The 21788-nt window shown below is 63.8% G+C and carries 20 protein-coding genes; 11 read left to right on the plus strand and 9 right to left on the minus strand.

Annotated features, from left to right (window positions below; translation table 11 throughout):
- Positions 1 to 342: 342 nt before the first annotated feature.
- Positions 343 to 843 (minus strand): thiol peroxidase, encoded by a 501-nt coding sequence (tpx, locus tag HAQ05_RS19690; protein WP_190423647.1) that lies wholly within the window; start codon positions 841 to 843, stop codon positions 343 to 345.
- 154 nt (positions 844 to 997) lie between these two features.
- Between tpx and HAQ05_RS19695 the strand changes: the two genes are divergently transcribed.
- The 3 genes from HAQ05_RS19695 to moaA all read left to right on the plus strand — a co-directional run bounded on the left by HAQ05_RS19695 (position 998) and on the right by moaA (position 4588).
- Positions 998 to 2527 (plus strand): FAD-dependent oxidoreductase, encoded by a 1530-nt coding sequence (locus HAQ05_RS19695; protein WP_190423649.1) that lies wholly within the window; start codon positions 998 to 1000, stop codon positions 2525 to 2527.
- Positions 2528 to 2788: 261 nt separating this feature from the next.
- Positions 2789 to 3589, plus strand: a complete 801-nt coding sequence (locus HAQ05_RS19700) for a formate/nitrite transporter family protein (protein ID WP_190423651.1) — start codon at positions 2789 to 2791, stop codon at positions 3587 to 3589.
- Positions 3590 to 4588: a GTP 3',8-cyclase MoaA gene (moaA, locus tag HAQ05_RS19705; RefSeq protein ID WP_190423653.1), complete on the plus strand. Its 999-nt coding sequence runs from the start codon at positions 3590 to 3592 to the stop codon at positions 4586 to 4588.
- Between the two features lie 13 nt (positions 4589 to 4601).
- Here the strand turns inward: moaA and ligD are convergent, their stop codons facing one another.
- Entirely contained in the window at positions 4602 to 7223 is a 2622-nt protein-coding gene (gene ligD, locus HAQ05_RS19710; protein ID WP_190423655.1) for a DNA ligase D, read from the minus strand.
- A gap of 192 nt (positions 7224 to 7415) precedes the next feature.
- Here ligD and HAQ05_RS19715 point away from each other — a divergent pair, with 192 nt between their 5' ends.
- The 3 genes from HAQ05_RS19715 (at position 7416) to HAQ05_RS19725 (ending at position 11347) form a co-directional block, all read left to right on the plus strand.
- A complete protein-coding gene (locus HAQ05_RS19715) occupies positions 7416 to 8045 on the plus strand; it encodes a 2Fe-2S iron-sulfur cluster-binding protein (RefSeq protein ID WP_190423657.1) in 630 nt (209 codons plus the stop codon).
- A 79-nt stretch (positions 8046 to 8124) separates the two neighbouring features.
- Positions 8125 to 9108, plus strand: a complete 984-nt coding sequence (locus tag HAQ05_RS19720) for an FAD binding domain-containing protein (protein ID WP_190423659.1) — start codon at positions 8125 to 8127, stop codon at positions 9106 to 9108.
- 13 nt (positions 9109 to 9121) lie between these two features.
- Complete coding sequence (locus HAQ05_RS19725) at positions 9122 to 11347, plus strand: xanthine dehydrogenase family protein molybdopterin-binding subunit (RefSeq protein WP_190423661.1); 2226 nt, start codon at positions 9122 to 9124, stop codon at positions 11345 to 11347.
- 54 nt (positions 11348 to 11401) lie between these two features.
- Here HAQ05_RS19725 and HAQ05_RS19730 read toward each other — a convergent pair whose 3' ends face one another.
- The gene (locus HAQ05_RS19730; protein ID WP_190423663.1) at positions 11402 to 12667 is read right to left on the minus strand and encodes a 3-phosphoshikimate 1-carboxyvinyltransferase; all 1266 of its coding nucleotides are present in this window, start codon (positions 12665 to 12667) and stop codon (positions 11402 to 11404) included.
- A gap of 457 nt (positions 12668 to 13124) precedes the next feature.
- On the opposite strand from HAQ05_RS19730, the gene HAQ05_RS19735 reads away from it, so the two are divergent.
- A complete protein-coding gene (locus HAQ05_RS19735; RefSeq protein ID WP_190423664.1) occupies positions 13125 to 13781 on the plus strand; it encodes a glycosyltransferase family 2 protein in 657 nt (218 codons plus the stop codon).
- Positions 13778 to 14623, plus strand: coding sequence for a galactosyltransferase-related protein (locus tag HAQ05_RS19740; RefSeq protein ID WP_190423667.1), 846 nt, complete (start codon positions 13778 to 13780; stop codon positions 14621 to 14623). The genes HAQ05_RS19735 and HAQ05_RS19740 overlap by 4 nt, the downstream gene beginning before the upstream one ends.
- A gap of 18 nt (positions 14624 to 14641) precedes the next feature.
- On the opposite strand, the gene HAQ05_RS19745 is transcribed toward HAQ05_RS19740, so the two are convergent.
- From HAQ05_RS19745 to HAQ05_RS19755, 3 genes are all read right to left on the minus strand, one after another.
- Complete coding sequence (locus HAQ05_RS19745) at positions 14642 to 15346, minus strand: YebC/PmpR family DNA-binding transcriptional regulator (protein ID WP_190423669.1); 705 nt, start codon at positions 15344 to 15346, stop codon at positions 14642 to 14644.
- A gap of 99 nt (positions 15347 to 15445) precedes the next feature.
- On the minus strand, positions 15446 to 16300 hold the full coding sequence (locus tag HAQ05_RS19750) for a LysR substrate-binding domain-containing protein (RefSeq protein WP_190423685.1): 855 nt from the start codon (positions 16298 to 16300) through the stop codon (positions 15446 to 15448).
- A gap of 180 nt (positions 16301 to 16480) precedes the next feature.
- A complete protein-coding gene (locus tag HAQ05_RS19755) occupies positions 16481 to 17785 on the minus strand; it encodes an MFS transporter (RefSeq protein ID WP_190423671.1) in 1305 nt (434 codons plus the stop codon).
- 726 nt (positions 17786 to 18511) lie between these two features.
- Between HAQ05_RS19755 and HAQ05_RS19760 the strand changes: the two genes are divergently transcribed.
- Positions 18512 to 18973, plus strand: coding sequence for an LEA/WHy family protein (locus tag HAQ05_RS19760; protein ID WP_190423673.1), 462 nt, complete (start codon positions 18512 to 18514; stop codon positions 18971 to 18973).
- 4 nt (positions 18974 to 18977) lie between these two features.
- Here HAQ05_RS19760 and HAQ05_RS19765 read toward each other — a convergent pair whose 3' ends face one another.
- A complete protein-coding gene (locus HAQ05_RS19765) occupies positions 18978 to 19232 on the minus strand; it encodes a hypothetical protein (RefSeq protein ID WP_190423675.1) in 255 nt (84 codons plus the stop codon).
- A 114-nt stretch (positions 19233 to 19346) separates the two neighbouring features.
- Between HAQ05_RS19765 and HAQ05_RS19770 the strand changes: the two genes are divergently transcribed.
- Positions 19347 to 19664: an ElaB/YgaM/YqjD family protein gene (locus HAQ05_RS19770; protein ID WP_190423677.1), complete on the plus strand. Its 318-nt coding sequence runs from the start codon at positions 19347 to 19349 to the stop codon at positions 19662 to 19664.
- A gap of 148 nt (positions 19665 to 19812) precedes the next feature.
- Here the strand turns inward: HAQ05_RS19770 and HAQ05_RS19775 are convergent, their stop codons facing one another.
- Positions 19813 to 20817: an Ldh family oxidoreductase gene (locus tag HAQ05_RS19775; RefSeq protein ID WP_190423679.1), complete on the minus strand. Its 1005-nt coding sequence runs from the start codon at positions 20815 to 20817 to the stop codon at positions 19813 to 19815.
- Between the two features lie 189 nt (positions 20818 to 21006).
- On the opposite strand from HAQ05_RS19775, the gene HAQ05_RS19780 reads away from it, so the two are divergent.
- Positions 21007 to 21369 carry a fe2+ zn2+ uptake regulation protein gene (locus HAQ05_RS19780; RefSeq protein WP_190423681.1) on the plus strand — a complete coding sequence of 121 codons (363 nt, stop codon included), beginning with the start codon at positions 21007 to 21009 and terminating at the stop codon, positions 21367 to 21369.
- 3 nt (positions 21370 to 21372) lie between these two features.
- Here the strand turns inward: HAQ05_RS19780 and HAQ05_RS19785 are convergent, their stop codons facing one another.
- A complete protein-coding gene (locus tag HAQ05_RS19785) occupies positions 21373 to 21561 on the minus strand; it encodes a hypothetical protein (protein ID WP_190423683.1) in 189 nt (62 codons plus the stop codon).
- Between the last annotated feature and the right edge of the window lie 227 nt (positions 21562 to 21788).

Genomic DNA, 21788 nt, shown 5'->3' on the forward strand with positions numbered 1-21788 from the left:
CCTTTACCCCTCATTTACGTATTGACTGGGGGTGAACTGAAACAATGGGCTTTTTTTGACAGGGCAATGGCAACGCGCAAATGCGGGGGTGGCACGCCAACCATCGGCCCGGCGGCCAGGCCAGGGCCCGCTCCGGTAGCCGCGCCACCCGCTAGTGTGGAGTTTCAGAAGCTGGCTGCACCATTTTGACGGTGCCTTTTGCCGCCGGGCAGCGTTGCCGCTTCTCCCATAGCCCTGCTATGGCTCATCACGGCGCCTTGCCCGACAGCAACGTTCGCGGCAATGCTCGTGCGAACTTCTGACACACCCCACTAAGCTTTTTTTGTTTGCAAGAGGTTACAACTACTTCAATACCGCCAGGGCGGCGGCGTAGTCCGGCTCGTGTTTGATATCCGATACCAACTCGGCGTGCAGAACGGTATCGTGCTCGTCGAGGACTACCACCGCACGCGCGGTCAGCCCACTGAGCGGGCCGGTGGCGATCGCCACCCCGTAATTTTCGTGGAATTCACGGCCGCGTAGGGTCGACAGGTTTACCACGTTTTCAAGGCCCTCGGCCCCGCAAAAGCGCTTTTGCGCAAAAGGCAGGTCGGCGGAGATGCACAGCACCACCGTGTTGGCCACCTCATTGGCCTGGGCATTGAATTTGCGCACCGAGGTGGCGCAGGTCGGCGTGTCGATGCTCGGGAAAATATTGAGCACCTTGCGCTTGCCAGCGTAATCAGCCAGCGTTTTGTCGGCGAGGTCGCCACCCACCAGGCTAAAGGCTGGGGCCTTGGCGCCTGTTTGCGGGAACTGGCCTTTGACCTCGATCGGGTTGCCGCCTTGTGTCACTTGAGCCATCGAAACAGTCCTTCTGTAAGGGGTGTAAAAGAGCACCGAGTTAACCACGAATCGCCCCCCGCCACCATGCCGGCAACCGCCGGGCAAGTTCGCTGAACCCCTGCGGGCCGCTGCCCTCCGAAACCTGTGAATATTGATCGCACAGGAGGCGCCCATGACGCTGCACGCCGTTGCTCACTTGCCTGAACTACCCGAAGGCCAAGGGTGGCACGCCCAAGCGCAAGATCACCAATGGCTGCTGGTTCGCAATGGCAGCCGGGTAGATGCCTACCAGGCCCATTGCCCCCATGCCGGCGCACCACTGGCCGACGGCGCCGTTTGTGAGGGCAAGTTGGTCTGCCCCTGGCACAAAGCCGTGTTCGATCTGGTCGATGGGCGCCTATGCGAGCCGCCAGCGCTCGATGGGCTCAAACGCTACCCGGTGTGGCTCGATGGCGACCGTGTGCTGGTCGACGATAGGCCCCTGGAGCCTGCGCAGCGATCAACCGCCGCCGGCGACCGGCGCACGTTCGCCATTATCGGCGGTGGCGCAGCGGGTACAGCCGCCGCTGCGGCCCTGCGCGAATACGGTTTCGGCGGGCGCATTCTGCTGGTCGACGAACAGTTCGAACCTGGCTACGACCGCACGGCGCTGAGCAAATTCGTGCTCGCCGGGCAAATGGCCGCCGAAGACACCTCGCCGCTGCGTGACACCGGCTTCTATGACAGCCAACGCATCGAGCGGATCCAGGCTGGGGTGGTGCGCATCGACCACCCGGCACGTCGCCTCGAACTGTCTGACGGCACCACCCTGCCTTACCATGCCGTGCTCCTGGCCACCGGGGGCGTACCTCAGCGCTTGGGTGTGGAAGGCGAAGCACTGGCGAACATCCATGCCTTGCGCTCGCGCGAAGACGCCCGCCAATTCATGACACACACCCAGGCTGGCACCCGGGTGGTGATCGTTGGCGAGGGTTTCATTGGCCTGGAAGCGGCCAGCGCGCTACGTGAGCGAGGCATGGCGGTGAGCGTCGCCGGGCGCCACCCAACACCGTTTGCCGCCCAGTTCGGCGAGGCGGTGGGGCGGCGCCTGCGGCAATTGCACGAAGCCCATGGGGTGGTGTTCCATGTGGCTGGCGTGCAGGCATTCGAAGGCCAAACCCAGGTTCACACGGTGATGCTCGACAACGGCGAACAACTGCCGGCCGAAGCGGTGCTGGTGGCAGCCGGTGTCGCGCCGGCAACAGCCATGCTCGATGGGCGCTGGCTGGGTGAAGACGGCGCGGTCATCGTCGATGCCGGTTTGCAAGCCAGCGAAGGGCTGTGGGCGGCCGGGGACATCGCGCGTTTTCCGTTGGCCGGCGAAGCTACCCGCATCGAGCATTGGCGGCTGGCCGAGCAACATGGCCGGTTGGCGGCGGCCAACATGCTCGGTGCACAGCAGGCTTACGAAGGTGTGCCGTTTTTTTGGACGTACCACTTCGGCAAGCGCCTCGATTACGTAGGCAATGCCCACGACTGGGACAGCGAACACCGCATGGGCGACCTGCAGGCATTGAATTTCATCCAGTTGCTGTGCCAGCGAGGCGAGGTCAAGGCGGCGGTGGCTTGCGAGCGAGAAGCGGCCTGTGCGTGGCTGGCCGAACGGCTCAAACGCCCGTTACCGCTGGCTGAGGCGCTAGCACAGATAAAGGCGATGGGGTAGCCATGACCTGCGCCGGCAGCAACGCCCAAAGACGCGCTACCATCCGGCTGGCGGCCCCATGCCGGGCAGCCGATAGATGAGGTCAATCGCCCCATCGGAACAAGCGATTAGACGGCAAGGCACCGCGCCAGTACCGTTGTACCAGGTCAACGCTGCTAATTGTCGCAGGTTGGCCACCCCGCCAGGTTCACGTAGCAGGACGCTCGCCCGAAACGCCATAAGGCCGACAGTGACCTGTTACCCACGAACCCCGAGTGCCCCATGTCGCTGAATACCCCCCAGCAAATCGCCGAACTCGCCATCGAAACCGGCGCGAAGAAAGCCCACCTGCCCACCCGCACCCTCCTCACGCTGGGCTTTTTGGCCGGCGCGTTCATTGCCATGGGTTTTTTGCTCGACCTGCATGTCAGTACCATGATCCCCGCCGATTGGGCATCGTTCGGCAACCTGCTGGGTGCTGCGGTGTTTCCGCTGGGGCTGATCCTGGTGGTATTGGGCGGCGGTGAGCTACTGACCGGTAACATGATGACCTTGCCGATGGCGTTGTTTTCTCGCCGTGCCGGGCTGGGCGCAGTGCTGCGCAATTGGGGCTGGGTCACCTTGGCCAACCTGCTGGGTGCGTTGTTCATCGCGTATTTCTTCGGCCACATGCTGGGGCTTACCGAAGGGCCGTTCCTGGCCAAGACCCTGGCGATCGCCAAGGCTAAGGCCAGTGCAGACTTCCTCCATGCGTTCATCTCTGGCATCGGTTGCAACTGGCTGGTATGCCTGGCGGTATGGTTGTCGTATGCCAGCAAGGATGTGCCGGGCAAAATCCTCGGTATGTGGTTCCCGGTCATGGCCTTCGTCGCCATTGGCTTCCAGCACGTGGTGGCGAACATGTTCATTCTGCCGGCGGCCATTTTTGCCGGTGCCCTGGACTGGACTACTTGCTTGACCAACCTGGTACCGGTATTTCTCGGTAACGCTGTCGGGGGTGCCGTTTTCGTTGGGCTGGCGTACTCTGTATCTTACGTTGCCCCTTCCACCGCGCTGGCCAACCCCCAACGAAGCGAGGCCTGAATGCTGCACCCACCGCTGGCCGACAGTTTCGCCCGCAAGGTCGATTATCTGCGGATTTCGGTCACCGACCGCTGTGATTTCCGCTGCGTGTACTGCATGGCCGAAACCATGCAGTTCCTGCCGCGCCAGCGTGTGCTAACCCTCGAAGAAATCCACGAAATGGCCCGAGCGTTCGTCGCCCTGGGCACACGTAAAATCCGCCTGACCGGTGGCGAGCCATTGGTGCGCAAGGGTGTGGTCGAGTTGTGCCGCAACATTGCCGCGCTACCGGGCCTGCAAGAGCTGTGCATGACCAGCAACGGCTCGCAGTTGGGCAAGCTGGCCGCGCCACTGTTCGACGCTGGGCTCAAGCGCTTGAACATCAGCCTCGACAGCCTCAACCCCGCGCGCTTTCGCGAGCTCACTCGCACCGGCGACTTGGTCACCGTGATCGCTGGCATCGACGCCGCCCGCCGCGCGGGCTTCACACACACCAAGCTCAATTGTGTGGTGATGAAGGGCCGCAACGACGACGAAATCCTCGACCTGGTGCAGTTCGCCATCGACCGCGAGCTGGACATCAGTTTTATCGAAGAGATGCCCCTGGGGGCGATCAGCGAGCACAGCCGCGCCGAGACGTTTTGCTCCAGCGCCCAGGTGCGCGAACGGATCGCCGAGCGCTTCACCCTGCTGGCGTCGGCCGAGTCCACCCAGGGCCCGTCGCGCTATTGGCGCCTGGCAGAAGCGCCGAACATCCGCGTGGGGTTCATCTCACCCCATAGCCACAACTTTTGCGCCACCTGCAACCGCGTGCGGCTGACCGTCGAGGGGCGCCTGCTGCTGTGCTTGGGCAATGAGCATTCGGCGGACCTCAAAGCCGTGCTGCGCGCCCACCCGGGGCAGCCGCAAAAGCTGGAAAAGGCCATCGTCGAGGCTATGCGGCTGAAGCCTTGGCGGCATGACTTCCAACTCAACGATGACGTACAGGTGGTGCGGTTCATGAATATGACCGGGGGGTAACACCCCCGGCGGCTCACCGCGCCTTGATGCCCAGCCGCTGGCGCATGGCTTGGGTAATACCCTGGCGCACTTTGCCATACCCCGCCCAGGGGTCGTCCCCACTCAGTTCCGCCAGGCGCTCGCCTAGGGTGTGGATGTTCCACCGCGCCGCTGTTTTCAAGCCGGCTACTTCTTCAGGCGCCACCGGCACCGACACGGGCAAACCTTCCCGCGCCCGGGCACCATAGGCGCAGGCGGTGGTAGCCCCTTCGCCATTGCGCAAGTAGTCGATGAAAATCTTGCCGACGCGGTTTTTTGGCCCGGACTTGTCCGAAAAGCGATCTGGCATCAGCTTGGCCATATGGCTGACCAGCGCATGGGCGAAATCCTTGACCTGGTCCCAGTCATCCTTCGGCCGCAACGGCACCACAATGTGCATGCCCTTGCCGCCGCTGGTCTTCAAAAAACTCTTCAAGCCCAATTCGCCCAGCGCCGCGAGTACCAATTCGGTGGCCTCGGCCATGGCCTTCCACGGCAGCGCCGGGTCCGGGTCGAGGTCCAGCACAAAGCGGTCGGGGTGGCGGCCGTTTTGGCCGGTGGCGTTCCAGGTGTGAAACTCGACCGTGCCCATCTGCACCGCGCCGATCAGCGCTTGCGGGGTGTCGACGATCATCACCGGTTGGTTGGAGAAGGCTTTGTCCAGGCCCTTGATACCGGGGATGTGCAAGTGCTCGGCGTTTTTCTGGAAGAACAACTCGCCCTCGATGCCCTCCGGGGCACGTACCAGCGCCACCGGGCGGTCGGCCAGTTGCGGGAGGATCCACTGCGCCACTTGGGTGTAGTACCGCGCCAGGTCCAGCTTGGTGGCGCCGGTAGTTTTATCGATTATGCGGTCTGGGTGGGTGATCCGCACGTTGCTAGGTAAGTCTTCGGCGGCGGCGTGCTTCACGTTTTTTTTCCCGGTGGTGGCCTGCCGGGCCTGGACTTGGGCAGGCTTTTCTTCATTGATGGCCTCGGCCGGTTTGTCATCGCGCAGGCCATGGAACACCGCGTGGCGCACCGCGCCTTCACGGGTCATCTCGGCGTAGGCCACCTCGGCCAGTAATTGCGGTTTAAGCCAATGCACGCCGCGCAGTTGGGCGCCGCTGGGCGCATTGGCCAGCGGCGGACGCTTTGGCACTTGCAAGGGCTGCAGTTGCGCCAGGATCGTTTTGAGGGTTTGCTCGCTAAAACCGGTGCCCACTTTGCCGGCGTAGCGCAACCCGCCGCTGTCTGGGTCGTGCAAGCCCAGCAATAGCGCGCCAAAATCGCTGCGGCTGCCCTTGGGCTCGGTATAACCCACCACCACGAATTCCTGACGGTGCTGACATTTAAGCTTGATCCAGTCGGCATTGCGGGTGCTGTGGTATAGGCTGCCGGCGCGCTTGCCGATCAGCCCCTCCATGTGCATTTGGCAGGCCGTGCCCAGCAGGTGCTCGGCGTCTTCGGCGAAGTCATCGCTGTAGCGCAGCCATTGGCTGGGCGCATGGCCCACGATCTCGGCCAGCGCCGCGCGGCGTTGCTCCAGCGGCACGCCGGTCAGGTCCATGCCATTGAGGTAGAGCACGTCGAATAGGTAATAAACGATTTCGCCGCTGCGCTCGGTTTCGAAGGCATTCTGCAGCGCCTGGAAGTCCGGCACCCCTTGCTCGTTGGCCACCACCACCTCGCCATCCAGCCAGGCCTGCTCCAGCCCCAGCGCCTCCAGCGCCTTGGCCTGCTGGGGCATGCGTGCGGTCCAGTCATGGCCATTGCGGGTGAACAACTTGGCCTTGCCCTGCTCGATACGGGCGAGGATCCGGTAGCCATCGAACTTGATCTCGTAGCGCCAATCTCCCGGCGGTGCGCTGTCTACCAGGGTGGCCAACTGCGGCTTGAATGCGGCGGGCAAAGGCGCCTGCCGCGCGCCTTCCAACGCGGTGCCACGCTTGGCTCGGGCCTTGGCCGGTTTTTTCCCGATGGGTTTGGCCTCAACCCCCGCCTCCTGGCCCGCTTTGGCGTTGGCGTTGGCGTTGGCCTTGACCTTGGCGGCAGCCTTGCCATGGGGCTTGGGCACTAGGGCGCGGTCGCTGAGCACGCTGCCGGGTTGGTCTTCGAGGATGTCGTAATCCTCACGCGCGCGTGCCTGCTCATCGTGGGACTTGATCAGGAACCACTGTTCTTTTTTACCGGCCATGCGGGTTTTGACCAGGTTCCACGTACCGGCGAGCTTCTCACCTTGTAGGCGAAACTTCAGCCTGCCCTTGGCATAGGCTTCATGGGGCTCACCTTCTGGCTCCCAAGTACCACGGTCCCAAACGATCACGTCACCGCCGCCGTAATGCCCCTCTGGGATGTGGCCCTCGAAGCTGGCGTAATCGAGGGGATGGTCCTCCACGTGGATGGCCAGCCGTTCGTCCGCGGGGTCCAACGACGGGCCCTTGGGCACGGCCCAGCTTTTTAGGGTGCCGTCCAGCTCCAGGCGAAAATCGTAGTGCAAGTGGCTGGCATCGTGCTTCTGGATGCAGAACTGCAAGGCCTGTTCCCCCTTGCGCGGCTTGCGCCGGCCGTCGCCGCGCGGTTCGGGCGTTTGCTCGAAATGGCGCTTGCGTTCGTATTCTGTCAGGGACTCAACCATGGCGTGCACCTCTCCAATCGACCTCTATGCACGTGTGAAGCGCTGAGGCCACCGCAAGTTCCGCGCCGGTGCTGACAGGCGGCCCGGTGAAACGATTGAACGAACGCGCTGCCCTGCCGGCCCAACCCAGATAGCCGCCAGTGCCCGCCAGAGGCACGGCGTTGACCGCGTGCCTGCCCGGAGGGCCTTGCCATGGCCAAGCAAAAGTTGCAGTTCAGCCCCGACAACCCGCCGCTATTACCCCTCTCGCGCCGCTCCGTGCTCCAGGCCCTGGGCATCAGCAGCACCGCCGCGGTGCTGGGCAGCGGCCTGGCACAAGCGGCCGGCAGTGCCGCGGCCGCCCCTGGCGACGCCGCCGAGCCCGGCGCACAAATCCTGAACATGACAGTGAATGGCGAACCGCACAGCCTGAAGATTGACCCGCGCACCACCTTGCTCGACGCCCTGCGCGAACGGCTGCAACTGACCGGCACGAAAAAAGGCTGCGACCATGGCCAATGTGGTGCCTGTACCGTGCAAGTGAATGGCCGACGGGTCAATTCATGCCTGAGCTTGGCGCTGATGCACGAAGGCGATGCCATTTCTACCATCGAAGGCTTGGGTACGCCGGAGCAGTTGCACCCCATGCAGGCGGCTTTCGTTGAACACGACGCGTACCAATGCGGTTACTGCACCAGCGGGCAAATCATGTCAGCGGTGGCGCTGGCCAACGAGCCCTACGGCACCAGCGACAGTGACATCAAAGAAGCCATGAGCGGCAACATCTGCCGGTGTGGTGCGTATTCGCACATCCTCAAGGCCATAAAACAGGCCCGCGGTTGAACTACAGCCAGTGGCACCCTTGCGCCCGGTTTAAAACGGGCCGCGTGAGGTTCGCCTTCGATTCGGAGAATCGTTCACTATGCATCCTTTTACCTTCAACCGGGCCAGCAGCACCGACCAAGCGGTGAAATGGGGCGCAGCGCCGAATGTGCGTTTTATCGCGGGCGGCACCACCCTCACTGACCTGATGAAATTAGGCGTGGAACACCCCACTCAGGTGGTCGACATCAACCGCCTGCCCTTGGCCGAAGTGGAACGCACCCCCGAGGGGGGCCTGAAGGTCGGCGCCTTGGTACGCAATAGCGACCTGGCCTGGCACCTGGCCGTTAAGCAGGGTTACCCGGTGCTGTCCGAAGCCCTGCTGGCCGGCGCGTCCGGCCAACTGCGCAACATGGCCACCACCGGCGGCAACCTCTTGCAACGCACCCGGTGCATGTATTTTCGCGACAACTTAAGCCCCTGCAACAAACGCGAGCCCGGGACCGGTTGCGCGGCCATTGGCGGGGCCAACCGCACCCTGGCGATCTTCGGCACCAGCGAACACTGCATCGCCACTAATCCGTCAGACATGAACGTGGCGCTGGTGGCCCTGGGCGCGCAAGTGCATATCCAAGGTAACCATGGCAGCCGAGTAGTGCCGGTGGGTGAGTTTTTTCTGCTGCCCGGCAGCACCCCGCAGGTAGAAACCGTGCTGCAACCCGGCGAGTTGATTACCCATGTGGCGTTACCGCCGCCGCTCGAAGGGGCGAAATCTGGGTATTTGAAACTGCGCGACCGTGCTTCGTATGAGTTCGCCCTGGCCTCGGCCGCGGTGGTTCTGCAAATCGATGGTGGCCGCGTTCGCCAAGCGCGGGTAGCCCTGGGCGGTGTGGGCACGTTGCCATGGCGCTCACCGGCCGCTGAACAGGCGCTGGTCGGCGCGCCCGCCTCGGCCGCCACGTGGCGCGCGGCGGCCGAGGCGGCTGTGCGCGGCGCCAAGGCGCAAAGTGAGAACGGCTTCAAGATCGAATTGGCCAAGCGCTGCGTCGCCCAGCAATTGGCCACCGTTGCCGCACGGGTTTGAGGAGGAACATCACATGGCCCCGTCCACCAGCGTGACCGTGATCGGCCAAGGCCTGCCACGCATCGACGGCCCCAAGAAAGTCTCGGGGCTAGCCCAATACACGTCCGACCACCACTTCCCGGGGTTGCTGTATGCGGTGCCGGTCACCTCCACGGTTGCCAAGGGCCGCATCACCGCACTCGATCCACGGGCGGCCTTGGCCATGCCCGGCGTGGTCGAGGTGTTTCACCAAGGCAACTTCGCCGGCAAGCTGTTCCGTAAACAGGCCAGCAAGGGCAAGGTCGACGAAAACCGGCCGCCGCTGTCGGATAACACCGTAAGTTACTATGGCCAATATGTAGCGCTGGTGATTGCGCGCACGTTCGAGCAAGCGACCGAAGCGGCACGCGCAGTGAAGGTCGAGTACGCCAGCGAGCCGCCGAACGTGAGCATGCGCTTGGCCGCGGAGGAGAAAACCTCGGTGGACACCGAGCGCGGCGATGTGGACCAGGCTTTCACCAGCGCACCGGTCAAAATCGACCAGGTGTATACCACCCCGGTACAAACCCATAACCCGATCGAACTGCATGCCAGCGTGGCAGTGTGGAATGGTGAGCAGTTCACCTTGTTCGAAACCAGCCAAGCCGTGATGAACCACCAGATGGTCATGGCGCAAATGCTCGGGGTACAGCCGCAGCAGGTGCGCATTATCACCGAGTACCTGGGCTCCGGTTTCGGCGGCAAGCTTTGGCCTTGGACCCATGCCACCCTGGCGGCCGCGGCAGCGCGGGAGTTGGGCGCACCGATCAAGCTGGTGGTGGACCGCGCCATGATGTTCCAAACGGTGGGGCACCGCACCAACACCCAACAACGCATCCGGCTAGGCGCTACGGCCGATGGCAAGTTGAACTGCGTCAGCCACGACTACCTGTTCCATAACGCGCGGTTGGACACCTACAAGGAAAACTGCGGTGAAGCCACCGGTTTTTTGTACAGCACGCCCAACTTGCGTGCGGCCTGGTCGTTCGCCCGCCGTGACATCGCCCCGCCCACGTCGATGCGCGGCCCGGGGGCGGTGCCGGGGTTGTACGCGCTTGAGTCGGGCATGAACGAGTTGGCGGTGGCGCTGAAGATGGACCCGCTGCAACTGCGCCTGGCTAACCAGCCGGAACGGGACGAGAGCCTCGACCTGCCGTTCTCTTCCAGGCATCTAACCGAGTGCCTACACACCGGTGCCGAGCGCTTCGGCTGGGCACGCCGCGACCCGCGCCCCGGCAGCATGCGCAATGAGGCCGGTGCCGTGGTCGGTTGGGGCATGGCCGCCTGCTCGTGGATGGCCAAAGCGTTGCCAGCCAAGGCGACCGTGCAGCTAGCGGCCAATGGCCGTGCGCGGGTGATGTGTGGCACCCAAGACATCGGCACCGGCACCTATACGGTAGTGGCGCAAATGGTGGCAGCGTTGACGGGTTTACCCCTGGCGCGTATCGATGTGGTAATTGGCGACTCCAGCCTCCCACCAGGGCCGATGTCCGGTGGCTCCATGGCCACCGGCTCGTTGGTGCCTGCGGTTCAGGCGGCGACCCAGGCCGCCATCGATGAAGCATTGCAAGCTGCGATCGAGCATGACCCGCGCTTTGCTGGCAAAGCGCCCGGCGCTCTGGCTTTCGACCAAATGCAGGTGAGCATCAAAGGCGAGCAAGGTAAGGCCGTTCTCTTGCAGGACATCCTCCAGGCGGCACACATGGACCACGTCAGTGGCGAGGGCGAAGGCGCCGGCAGCGCCGAGGCGCAGAAGCATTATTCCCAGCATTCATATGGTGCGCATTTCGTCGAGGTGGTCTGGCAACCTGAAATCGCCCGCCTGCGAGTGGACCGTGTGGTCACGGTGATCGATGCCGGTAAGGTGATCAACCCGCAAACCGGCCGTAACCAGATCGAGGGGGCGATCATGATGGGAGTGGGCATGGCGCTGTTCGAGGAAACCGAATACGACCCCCGCACTGGCGCGCCACTGAATGCAAACCTTGCCGACTACATCGTCACCACCCATGCCGATGCGCCGGAGGTGGACATTACCTTCCTCGACTACCCGGATATGACCCTCAACCCCTTGGGCGCGCGGGGCATCGGCGAGATCGGCCTGGCCGGCATTGCGGCGGCCATCACCGATGCGGTGCGCCATGCCACGGGGGTTCAAGTGCGGGATTTGCCGGTGCGGATCGAAGATTTGCTCGATGCGCCGGTGGGCTTGGCGTCATGAGAGGGTGAGCTGGCCGGCGCTGATGCTAACCGCCGGCACGCTTCGCATGGGTGCCTAGGCGCCTGTGAACCGTGTTTGCACACCCAGCGACGCCAACGCGTTCCAATAGTCGGGGTAGGTCTTACCCACGCAAGCCGGGTCTTGGATATGAATGCCGGCGACCTTCAGCCCGGCCAGCGCAAAGCACATGGCCATGCGGTGGTCCGAATGGGTATCGATGCTGGCCTGCACCTCGGTCCCGGCCAGAGAGGGATCGGCATGTACGATCAAGTCATCGCCTTCCACCGTGGCCAACCCGGGCCTGATGGCATTGAGCCCATCGTACAGCGCTTGTACCCGGTCACATTCCTTGACGCGCAAGTTTGCCAGTTGGGTAAAACGCACCGGCGCCTGATTGAACGCGGCCAATACAGCCAGGGTGGGGATAGCATCTTGCATTTGCGAGCCGTCGATCTCGGCGGCCATGCGCGGGAACTGAGCAATGAATTGCCGGGCATGGGCGTCGGGCTGGGTAAAGGCATCGTTGGCCACGCCCAGGTCGATGCGCCCAACGGTCAGGGCTTCGGCGGCCCAAAGGTAAGTCGCCGCGGAAGCGTCTGGCTCGATCAAGTAATCCGTGGCCTGGTAGCCCGTGGGCGCTACCCGCCAAGTGACATCGTCGAGCATCTGCACCTGGGCACCGAAGGCGCGCATGCAGGCCAGCGTGAGGTCAACATAACCGCGCGCGCCGATGTCCTTGCCCGTCAGGGCGACGTCAATGGGCCCCTGGCCACAGGCGGCCAGCATCAGCAAGGCCGACACGTACTGGCTCGACAGCCCACCGTCGATCTCGAAGCGGCCGCCCGGTAGGAGGCCACTGCCCTGCACGGTGACCGGCGGGCAGCCGGTGGCACTGCTGGCTTGTACCCCACCCGCGCGCAGGGCCCGCAGCAACGGCTCGATAGGTCGTTTATGCATGTAATGGTCACCGTCGAGCACTACCGTACCGGCCACCGTGCTCACCGCAGCGGTGAGAAAACGCACCGCCGTGCCAGCGTTGCCGAGGAACAATGCTTCGGCCGGGGCCTGCAACTGACCGCTGCTGGTTACCACGAAGGTGGTGGCATCGGGTTCTTCGACTGTCACGCCCATCAAGCGTAGGGCACCGGACATGTATCGGGTGTCATCGCTCTTGAGTGCACCGCTCAGGCGGCTGGTGCCCTTGGCCAACGCAGCCAACAGCAGCGCCCGGTTGGTGATGGACTTCGAACCCGGCGGCGCTACCCTACCCTGCAGGGCCTGGGTAGGCGGAACGACGGTAACGGTGGCGGGCGCGCTCATGAATCGGTACTCCGGGAATGTCAGCTCAGGCGAAGGGCCGCCATGATGCCACAGTTATCCCGTAGCCGGGGCCGCCCCAGCGATTGACAGGCCCGGCACACTCGACTCGCCAGGCGTAAGCGCTCACCCAAAAAGGCTGCCGCGGAACAACAAGGTGGAGAAGGCCCGCGCAGCACCAGCGAGGCCAGGCCCGGTGGCATGCCAGGCCCCACCTTGATCACCACGACGTCAGGCCCCAAGCCACGATTACCATCGCCAGCCATACATCCCCGGGGCGGCATGCCTGCCCCTTATACACCTTAGTAATAGTTAACCCGACACTTGGTCGGAAAAGCGAAACCTGTGTCGCCAGCACCGGGTCGACTGTTCAGGCCGGCCGCGAAGGGTGGATGCTACGACGTCCAATCGCAGGCCGCCAACTATTGCATAAGGTTATTCCCGCCCGCGAGGATCGCTCATGATTGGTGTAGTAATACCTGCTCACAACGAGGAACGTTGGTTGGAGCAATGCCTGCTTAGCGTTTTGGCCGCCGCTGAACATCCGTGGCTGGCGGGCGAGCCCGTACAAATAATGGTGGTACTGGACAGTTGCACTGACGCGTCCAAAGCCATCTGCCAGCGCTCCCCGATACAGGTGCTGGAGGTGGCTGCCCGTAACGTAGGCACGGCCCGCGCGGCGGGGGCCCATGCCCTGATCGAGGCCGGCGCCCGCTGGCTGGCCTGCACCGACGCCGACAGCACCGTCCCAAGCGATTGGCTGGCCGCACAGTTGGCGCACCAGGCCGACGCTGTGTGTGGGGTGGTCGAGATAGACGACTGGAGCCCTTACCATCTGCAGGTGCGTGACCGTTACGAGGCGGCTTACCATGACCAGGACGGGCACGACCATATCCACGGGGCAAACCTGGGCGTCACCAGTGCGGCGTACCTGCTGGCCGGCGGTTTCCCGGCACTGCCCTGCCATGAAGATGTTCACCTGGTACGTGCCCTGGAGGCAACGGGCGCACGCATTGCCTGGAGCCGCTCGGTGCGTGTGCGCACCAGCGCACGGCTGGATTTTCGTGCCCAGGGCGGTTTTGGTAGCTACCTGCAATCGCTGAGCGAGCCGGCGTGAATGTGATCACGCTCGTGCAGGGCCGCACGGCCCAGTTGCACAACGTAATACGCGGGCTGGAGCAATCGGCGTTGGCACCCGAGGCACTGTGGGTGGTGCACATGAACGAGCCAGCCGGGCAGTACACCTGCCCGCGGTTTCCTATTTACACCCGCCGCGTCGACGGCCACGGTGGCGCGCTGCCGCTGGCGGCCGCGCGCAATCAGGCGCTGGCGATCGACGCGGCGGCGGCCTGGGTATTCCTGGATGTAGACTGCATACCGGAGCGCCACTTGCTTGGCCATTATCGCGATGCATTGCTGGCCCACCCCGGCGCGCTGCATCTGGGGCAAGTGCGTTACTTGCCCGATGGCGCCTTACCTGCGCACTGGAACACCGATGCGCTGCTAGCCAACGCCGTGGCCCACCCGCTGGCCGTACACCGGCCAGGCCCGGGGCTGGCAGTGGCCTACCCGCTGTTCTGGTCGCTGAACTTTGCCTGCATGGCGCCAGTGTTCGAGCGCGTCGGCGGTTTCGACGAGGCCTACCAAGGCTATGGCGGTGAAGATACCGACTTCGCTTTTCGCGCTCGTGAACGGCAGGTGCCGTTACTCGACTGCCCAGCCTTGGCTGTGCACCAGTACCACCCCACCTTCGCCCCCCCACTGAACCACTTCGACGCCATCGTCGATAACGCCCGCACCTTTTACCGGCGCTGGCGGGCATGGCCCATGGAAGGCTGGTTGGCGGCGTTCGCCGAACGGGGGTTGATCGACTGGGCCGGCGACGCGATCCAGGTGCGCCGGCGGCCGACCCAGGCCGAGGTCAGCGCCGCGCGAGATGCCAGCGGGCGGGGCTTTTGATCGCACCCGCCGGGTAAATCAGCCAGCCAAGCCCACGTACACGTTCTGCACATCGTCGTGGCCGTCGATGGCCTCGAGAAATGCCTCGACCTCGGCGAGTTTGTCGGCGTTGTCCAGGGCCACCGGGTTCTTCGGCAGGTAGCCCAGTTTCGCTGATACCACCGTGAAGCCCTGCTCTGGCAACGCCTTTTGCACCGCATCCAGGTCGCTGGCGTCGGTGATGAACAGCGTGGCGCCCTCCTCGGCCGGCTCAAAATCCTGGGCGCCGGCCTCGATGGCGGCCAGTTCCGGGTCCGCGTCGGCAGAGGCCGGGGCCGCTTCGATAAGCCCAACGTGGCTGAAATCCCAAGCCACCGAACCTTCAGCACCCAATTGGCCTTTGCGGAACAGTACACGGATTTCCGCCACGGTACGGTTCACGTTGTCGGTCAGGCACTCGACGATCAGCGGCACTTGATGTGGGGCGAAGCCTTCGTATTTGACCAGGGTGTATTGCACGGTTTCGCCGCTCAAGCCCGCGCCTTTCTTGATCGCGCGGTCGAGCGTGTCACGCGGCATCGACGCTTTTTTGGCTTGTTCCACCACCAGCCGCAAGCGGGGGTTCATCTCCGGGTCAGCCCCGGCGCGTGCTGCGATCTGCAGCTCCTTGGCCAGCTTGCCGAAGATACGCCCCTTGGCGTTGGCTGCTGCCTCTTTGTGTTTAGCTTTCCACTGTGCGCCCATGGCCGTTTCTCTGTGTTGCGTACTCGGGGGGCCGGCCCGTGTGGCCGGCGTGGTGGCGAAAGTCTATACGGCCTTGGGCTGGCAATCGACCCCAACGCATCAACCCGCCAGTTCGAACACCGTGCGGATCAGCTTCAGTTCGCGGCGCCGGGCCAAACACGCCAGCATGTGTGGCTGCTCCAGGCCCTCCCCCAGCAGCGGCACGGTGCACAGCCGCGGGTCTGGGCTCAACTCGCCAGAAAGCACCACGCCCAGCCCGAGCCCCGCGGCCACTGCCTCACCCACCGCTTCGCGGCTGCCAACGACCAGCATCACCTGCGGTTTCGCCGCCGCGTGCTGGCAGGCGGTTTCAAGCGTTTGCCGGGTCATCGAGCCGGGCTCGCGCAGCACCATCCCTTGGCCCTCCAATTGCGCCACGCGCACCGCCGGGCATCCGGCCCAGGGGTGGCCAATCGGTAACAGTAACAATAATCGCGATGCCGCCAACGGCTGCAAGTGCAAGCCATGGCGCGGCGCCGCGGTGGTGATGAGGGCCACATCGACCTGCTCGGCCAACAGCGCGTCGAGCGTACTCTGTGCGTTACCCAGGGTAAGCTGCACCACCACGCCCGGGTGATGTTCGCGCAGCCGCGCCAGCAGCGGCATTACCTGCTGCGGGCTGTCGGCGGCGATGGCCAACTGGCCGCTGAGCACCTCGCGGCGGGCCTCGAGCCAGGCGTGGGCTTCATCGGCGAGGCCGAACAGCGCGTGGGTGATGCTGGCCAGTTGCTTACCTTCGGGGGTCAAACTCACCGTGCGGGCACCCCGGCGCAGCAACAGCACGTGGTAATGCGCTTCCAGCGCCTTCACGTGCCCGGTCACCGCCGGTTGGCTGATGAACAGCCGCTCGGCAGCGCGAGTAAAACTGCCCTCTTTAGCCACGGCATCGAAGGCGCGCAACTGGAATAAATTCAACAAGGATAGCTCTGATGTGGTGTCTCAGGCATTCATATACGCCTGGGCGCGTGATCTCGCTGCCGGGCAGCCCGCCGCGGGCAGTTATAGCAGGGCTTGGCGAGGCCGCCCAAGCCCCACTGCCATTGCGCACAGTCAACCGCCGAGGCACCGCTCGCGGCAATGCGGCGGCCGGTTGGCTCAACCCCTTGGGTCGCCACACAGCACCGGCGAGCCCAACGCCCCATAGCGCCAGGCGCACAACAGCCCCACGCCGCCCATGACCAGGCAATACCCTACGCACACCCAGGGGCTCCATGGCGTTAGCGCGATCAACGCCAGCGGCGTGATACTCGCCCACAGCGCGTAGGCCAGGTTGTAGGTCAGCGAGATGCCCGAGACGCGTATACGCGCCGGAAACAGCGCCACCATCAGCGACGGCACCACGCCGACCACACCGCAACTGAGCCCGGCCAGCGCGTACGTGGTGCCGGGCCACCCCCAGCCGCCGATGAGGTTGGCGTACAGCGCGCCGATACCGACCGGCAACAACACGCTATACAGCGCCATCGCGCGCCAGGCGCCGATACGGTCGACCAATAGCCCGGCCAGTACGCAACCAAGGTTGAGGAACACGATGCCCAGGCTGCTCAAAGCGAAGGTTTGGCCGGCCGGTAGGGCAAAGCGCTGCTGCATCAAGGTGGGGGTGAGCACCACCAGCACCACCACCGCGCTGGTGAGCACGCAGGTGAGCAACGCCGCCGGCAGCAGCGCCGGGCGATGCTCGCGCAGCACCTGGGCGACCGGCAAGCCGCCCACCGCTTCGCGCCGCTGGCGCAGGGCGATGAAAATCGGCGTTTCCGCCAGGTAACGGCGCAACCACACGCCGAACAGCCCGAACACACCCCCCAATAGAAACGGCAAGCGCCAACCATAGTCGAGCAATTGCTCGGGGCTGAACGCCCGCGCCACGCCGCTGGCCACCAGTGCGCCGATCAGGTAACCGAAGGTCAGCCCTGCTTGCAAGAAACCCAGGGCATACCCCCGGCGCCGCCGCGGCACATGCTCGGCTACGAACACCCAGGCGCTGGGGACTTCCCCGCCCACGGCGGCGCCTTGCAGCACCCGTAGCGCCAACAGCACCAGCGGTGCGGCATAGCCGATTTGCGCGTAGGTTGGCATTATCCCGATCAGCAGGCAGGGCAGCGCCATCATCAGGATGCTCAGGCTAAAGACCTTTTTGCGGCCCAGGCGGTCGGCGAAATGCGCCATCAGGATGCCGCCCAAGGGCCGGGCCAAGTAGCCGGTCACGAAAATCCCGAAGCTTTGCAGCAGCCGCAACCATTCCGGCATGTGCGGTGGGAAAAACAGCTGGCTCAGCGTGACCGCGAAAAACACGAAAATAATGAAATCGTAGATTTCCAGTGCGCCACCCAGCGCCGCCAGGCTCAGGGTTTTGTGGTCTGCCCGCGACAACGTCAGCGGGCGTGGGTGCTCGGCAGTCATAAGGTCGGCTCGTATGGGCGCCTGGCAGTGGCGCCTCTAAAAGGGCGCAGCATAGCAAATCGGCCACAGGCTGTACTGGCGCGTAACAGTGCGGCGGCGGGTGTGGGCGCGCGGCCTTATTTACGGCCTTTTAGGCCCCAAGCTTGGCGGCGTAGCCGGCGGCGCCGAGCGGCGGATATTTTCGCCATTACCGATCCCGCCGTTCTGCACGGTAGGTTGCCGTGGTTGCGGTACTCCGACACGGGGTGTAGGCGCCTGTGGCGCCGTGCCTTGCCGGCTATTGGGGTTGGCATTGCGGATAGGGCTGTTGTAAGGGTTATTGGCATTCTGGGCATACAGCGGCGCGGCCATTAACCATGCGAGTACAGCCAAGCCTAGCAGCGGCCGTTTCATCGTTTACCTCTCAGGCCTTTGAGTGATGGCTTGAGCCTACGCGCCTGGGCCGAAGGTTGCACAATGTTACGCCCTGCTAGTCGGGTGCTTCAGAAGCTCAAACGAAAATTGACGCATGACTGTTGCTGTCGAAGGCGCCATCACGAGCCCTAACAGGGCGCGGCGGGGCAACCGGCCCGGCGGCAAAAGCATCGCCAAAAAGGTACGGCCAACAGCGAGCCACCGCACAGGTGCGCACGCCTTTCACGCCGGGCTCGCTTAAAATGGCGGCGCCGCCGAACACACAGTGGCTGGGGCAGTCCGATGCTGTACACACCGCCCGGACCCTTGAGCATGAGAGCACTGTGGCTAATGCTGGGCTGTTGCTGCCTGGCCAGTTGCGCGTTGTTTCGCCCTGCCGACCCTGTGACCGTGGACGTGGTCGGCATTGACCCATTGCCGGGCCAGGACCTGGAAGTACGCATGGCCGTGCGCCTGCGCTTGCAAAATCCCAATGACACGCCCATCGACTATGACGGCGTTGCCCTGAGCTTAACGGTCAACGACCGCCCGTTGGCGGCCGGCGTGAGTGACCAGCATGGCCAGGTGGCCCGCTATGGCGAGGCGCTGATCACCGTGCCGGTGAGCGTTTCGGCGTTTTCCGTATTGCGCCAGGCCATGGGGCTGGCGCAATCCAGCGGCGCCACTAGCGTACCCTATGTGTTACACGGCAAGCTTGGGCGCGGCCCGTGGGCAGCGGCACGCTTCGAAGAACGTGGCAGCCTGGACCTCAACACTTGGGGCGCCGCCTACTGAGGCCTTACTTGGCCGCCGCCATCAGCTTGTTCACTTCGCTACGGACCATGTTGGCGTATTCGGCCGGGGCCATCTGTTCAAGCTCGGCGCGCACCCATTCAGCCCACTTGCCCTTACGCCTGGGCTTCTCGGCGATCAAGCGCGCCGCGTCAGCCTTGGCCTTGCCGATGTTGGCTTTCCAGTTCTCAAAATGCCGGGCTTTTTCCTGTTCGATCGCCTGGCGTTCTTCGAAAGGCTTGCTAGCCAAATTGTAACTCATCGTTACTCCCCTGGGATGACGTTGCCGCGCAGTGTAAACCAACTGCAACTTTCCGGGCGAGGGCCACTCCATTAAGCGAGCCGCCCGGCTCTTTTCCGCACAAGGAGTTACCTCATGGCCCGCAAGTCTTCCGCCGCCTCGGCCGGCGACCAGATCAAGGACCAGGCCTTCAGTGAACTGGCCGCCCTGATCGAAGAATCCGAAAAACTGCTTAAAGACAGCGCCGCGCTAGTGGGCGACGAAGCCGAAACCCTACGCGCGCAAATCACTGAAAAACTACGCAAGGCACTTGAGTCGGTCGACGGCGTGCGCAGCAAAGCACAGCCGGCGCTGGAAGCGACCCAGGACTATATCGGCGGCCACCCTTTGCAAACCGTTGCCATCGCCGCCGGCGTGGGCCTGGTGATCGGCGTGCTTATCGGCAAGCGATGACCGGCCTGTAGGGTAGTTCAGGCGGCCGTCTGCCTGCTGGCACTGCATGGTGTTGGGCGAGCACCCTGGCCGCTCATAGCAAGGCGATGGCTAAGCCGCTGGCAACAAAAGGCAGCGCAAAAACGGTGTAGCGGACGTCCGGGATACCTCACTGCTGTTCTGCCCACTGGCGCAGTTGCGCCAATTGTGGCTCTTCCAGCCAGATACCCTCGCGGGCGGCGCGCTGCCGGTTACGGTAGCGCCGCTCGCCGGAAAATCGCTCCACCCCCGCCGCACGCATGTGCTCCACCAATGTGCGTGCGCGCTCGGCAAAGGGTGCACCTGCCGTTTTGGCCGGGTCGATCACGATGATCAACTGCCCCGTCCAGGGCGTTTGCGCCCCAGGGTGTTGCGACCAGTCAAACTCGAAAGCGAAATGCCCGCCGGTAAGGGCGGCTGACAGCAACTCGACCATCATCGAGAGCGCCGAGCCCTTGTGCCCGCCGAACGGCAACAGCGCGCCACCGTCGAGCACAGCCCGTGGGTCGCAGGTCGGCTGGCCGTGGCGGTCTACGCCACTGCCCGGCGGCAAGCTATGCCCCTCGCGCGCGGCGATCTGCACATCACCATGGGCCAGCGCGCTGGTCGCCATGTCGAACACAATGGGTTCAGCGCCCGCGCACGGCGCGGCAAAAGCCACCGGGTTGGTGCCGAATACCGGGCGCTGGCCGCCTTGTGGCACCACGCAGGTCATGCTGTTAACCACACTCAGCGCCACCAGCCCTTCACGTGCGAAGGGTTCGACGTCTGGCCAAAGCGCGGCGAAATGGTGGGAGTTGCGAATGGCCAACACGGCGATACCGGCGGCACGCGCCTTGCTCACCAACAGCGGCCGCGCGGCTTGCAAGGCAGGCTGCGCGAAACCGCCCGCGGCATCGACCGCGACATAGCCGCTGGCCACATCCTCGACCACCGGCACCGCGCGGCCATCGACCCAGCCGCTGGCCAGTGTTGCCAGATAGCCATTGATGCGAAATACCCCATGGCTAGTGGCGCCGTCTTGTTCGGCGGTGGCGCAATTATGGGCCAGCACCTGTGCCACCTGCGGGGCGACACCGTGGCGCAGGAAAATGGCCTGCAGCAGTGAGGCAAGTTCAGCGAAGGCGATGGGCATCGGCAACTCCAGGGTCAAGGCGAAAAATAATAACTATTTAGGCCATCCGGCGCGGTTCGCTGTCAACGCAAGGGAGGGCTTTACCGGTTATTTACACAAAAAAATTCATGAATGGGCCCATTCGTTCGTCCTAACGTTGAACTGTGCCCGAACCTACCCGTACGCACAGGCGGCGAAAAGGAGAAACCCATGCACCACGCCCGCCCGCAAACGACCCACCCGGTGGCCCGCCAGCAGCGCCCGGCCACAGCACCGCTCGGCGCCGCGCCGGTAGGCAATGAGCGGATCAAAGACATGCTCAAGCATTTTGGCCTGCGCACAAGCCTGATCCGCTTAAAGGTGATCGATACGCTGCTGCAAGCTGAACGCGAGGCGCACAGCATTGGCATGCGCGGTGTGCATGGGCGCCTGGCAAGCCAGGATGTGCCGTTGTCTTTTCTCAGCGTGCGCGAGGTGCTCAAGCGGCTGTGCCAGGAAGGCCTGGTCAGCATGAATGACGATAAAACCTACTGCCTTGAAGCCGCCGTACGTGAATACTTGCAGCGACCATAAGGCTCACACCTTGACCTTGCGGCGCAGGATGCCGTTGAGCACCACCACCAACACCGCAACGGTAATGGCCAGGTATTTGTAAACCTGCTCGGTGATCAGGTTGTGGGTTTGCAACCAGGTCAACCCCAACATAATCACCAGCACAGCCACGGCGATCAGGACGGAATATTTCAAACGTTGTTTCTGGGTCATGGAGGGTCCAAGGTCTAACGACGTATCTGGAATGTAACAGTGATGAAACCAGGCTGTTACTCGACAGGCGCGATAAAAGCACGCCATTAGAGTCTGATGGTACAGCGGCTTCCAGTGTTCGGGGAGCCGTTTCACTGATCGAGGATGTTTACCGATGCTGCGTCGAATCACCTGGCTGATTCCCTTGTTAATGGTGTCGCTGCTGAGCGGCTGTTGGATCTTCATGC

Origin of the sequence: Pseudomonas typographi, from assembly GCF_014694385.1 — a bacterium.
Taxonomy (GTDB): domain Bacteria; phylum Pseudomonadota; class Gammaproteobacteria; order Pseudomonadales; family Pseudomonadaceae; genus Aquipseudomonas; species Aquipseudomonas typographi.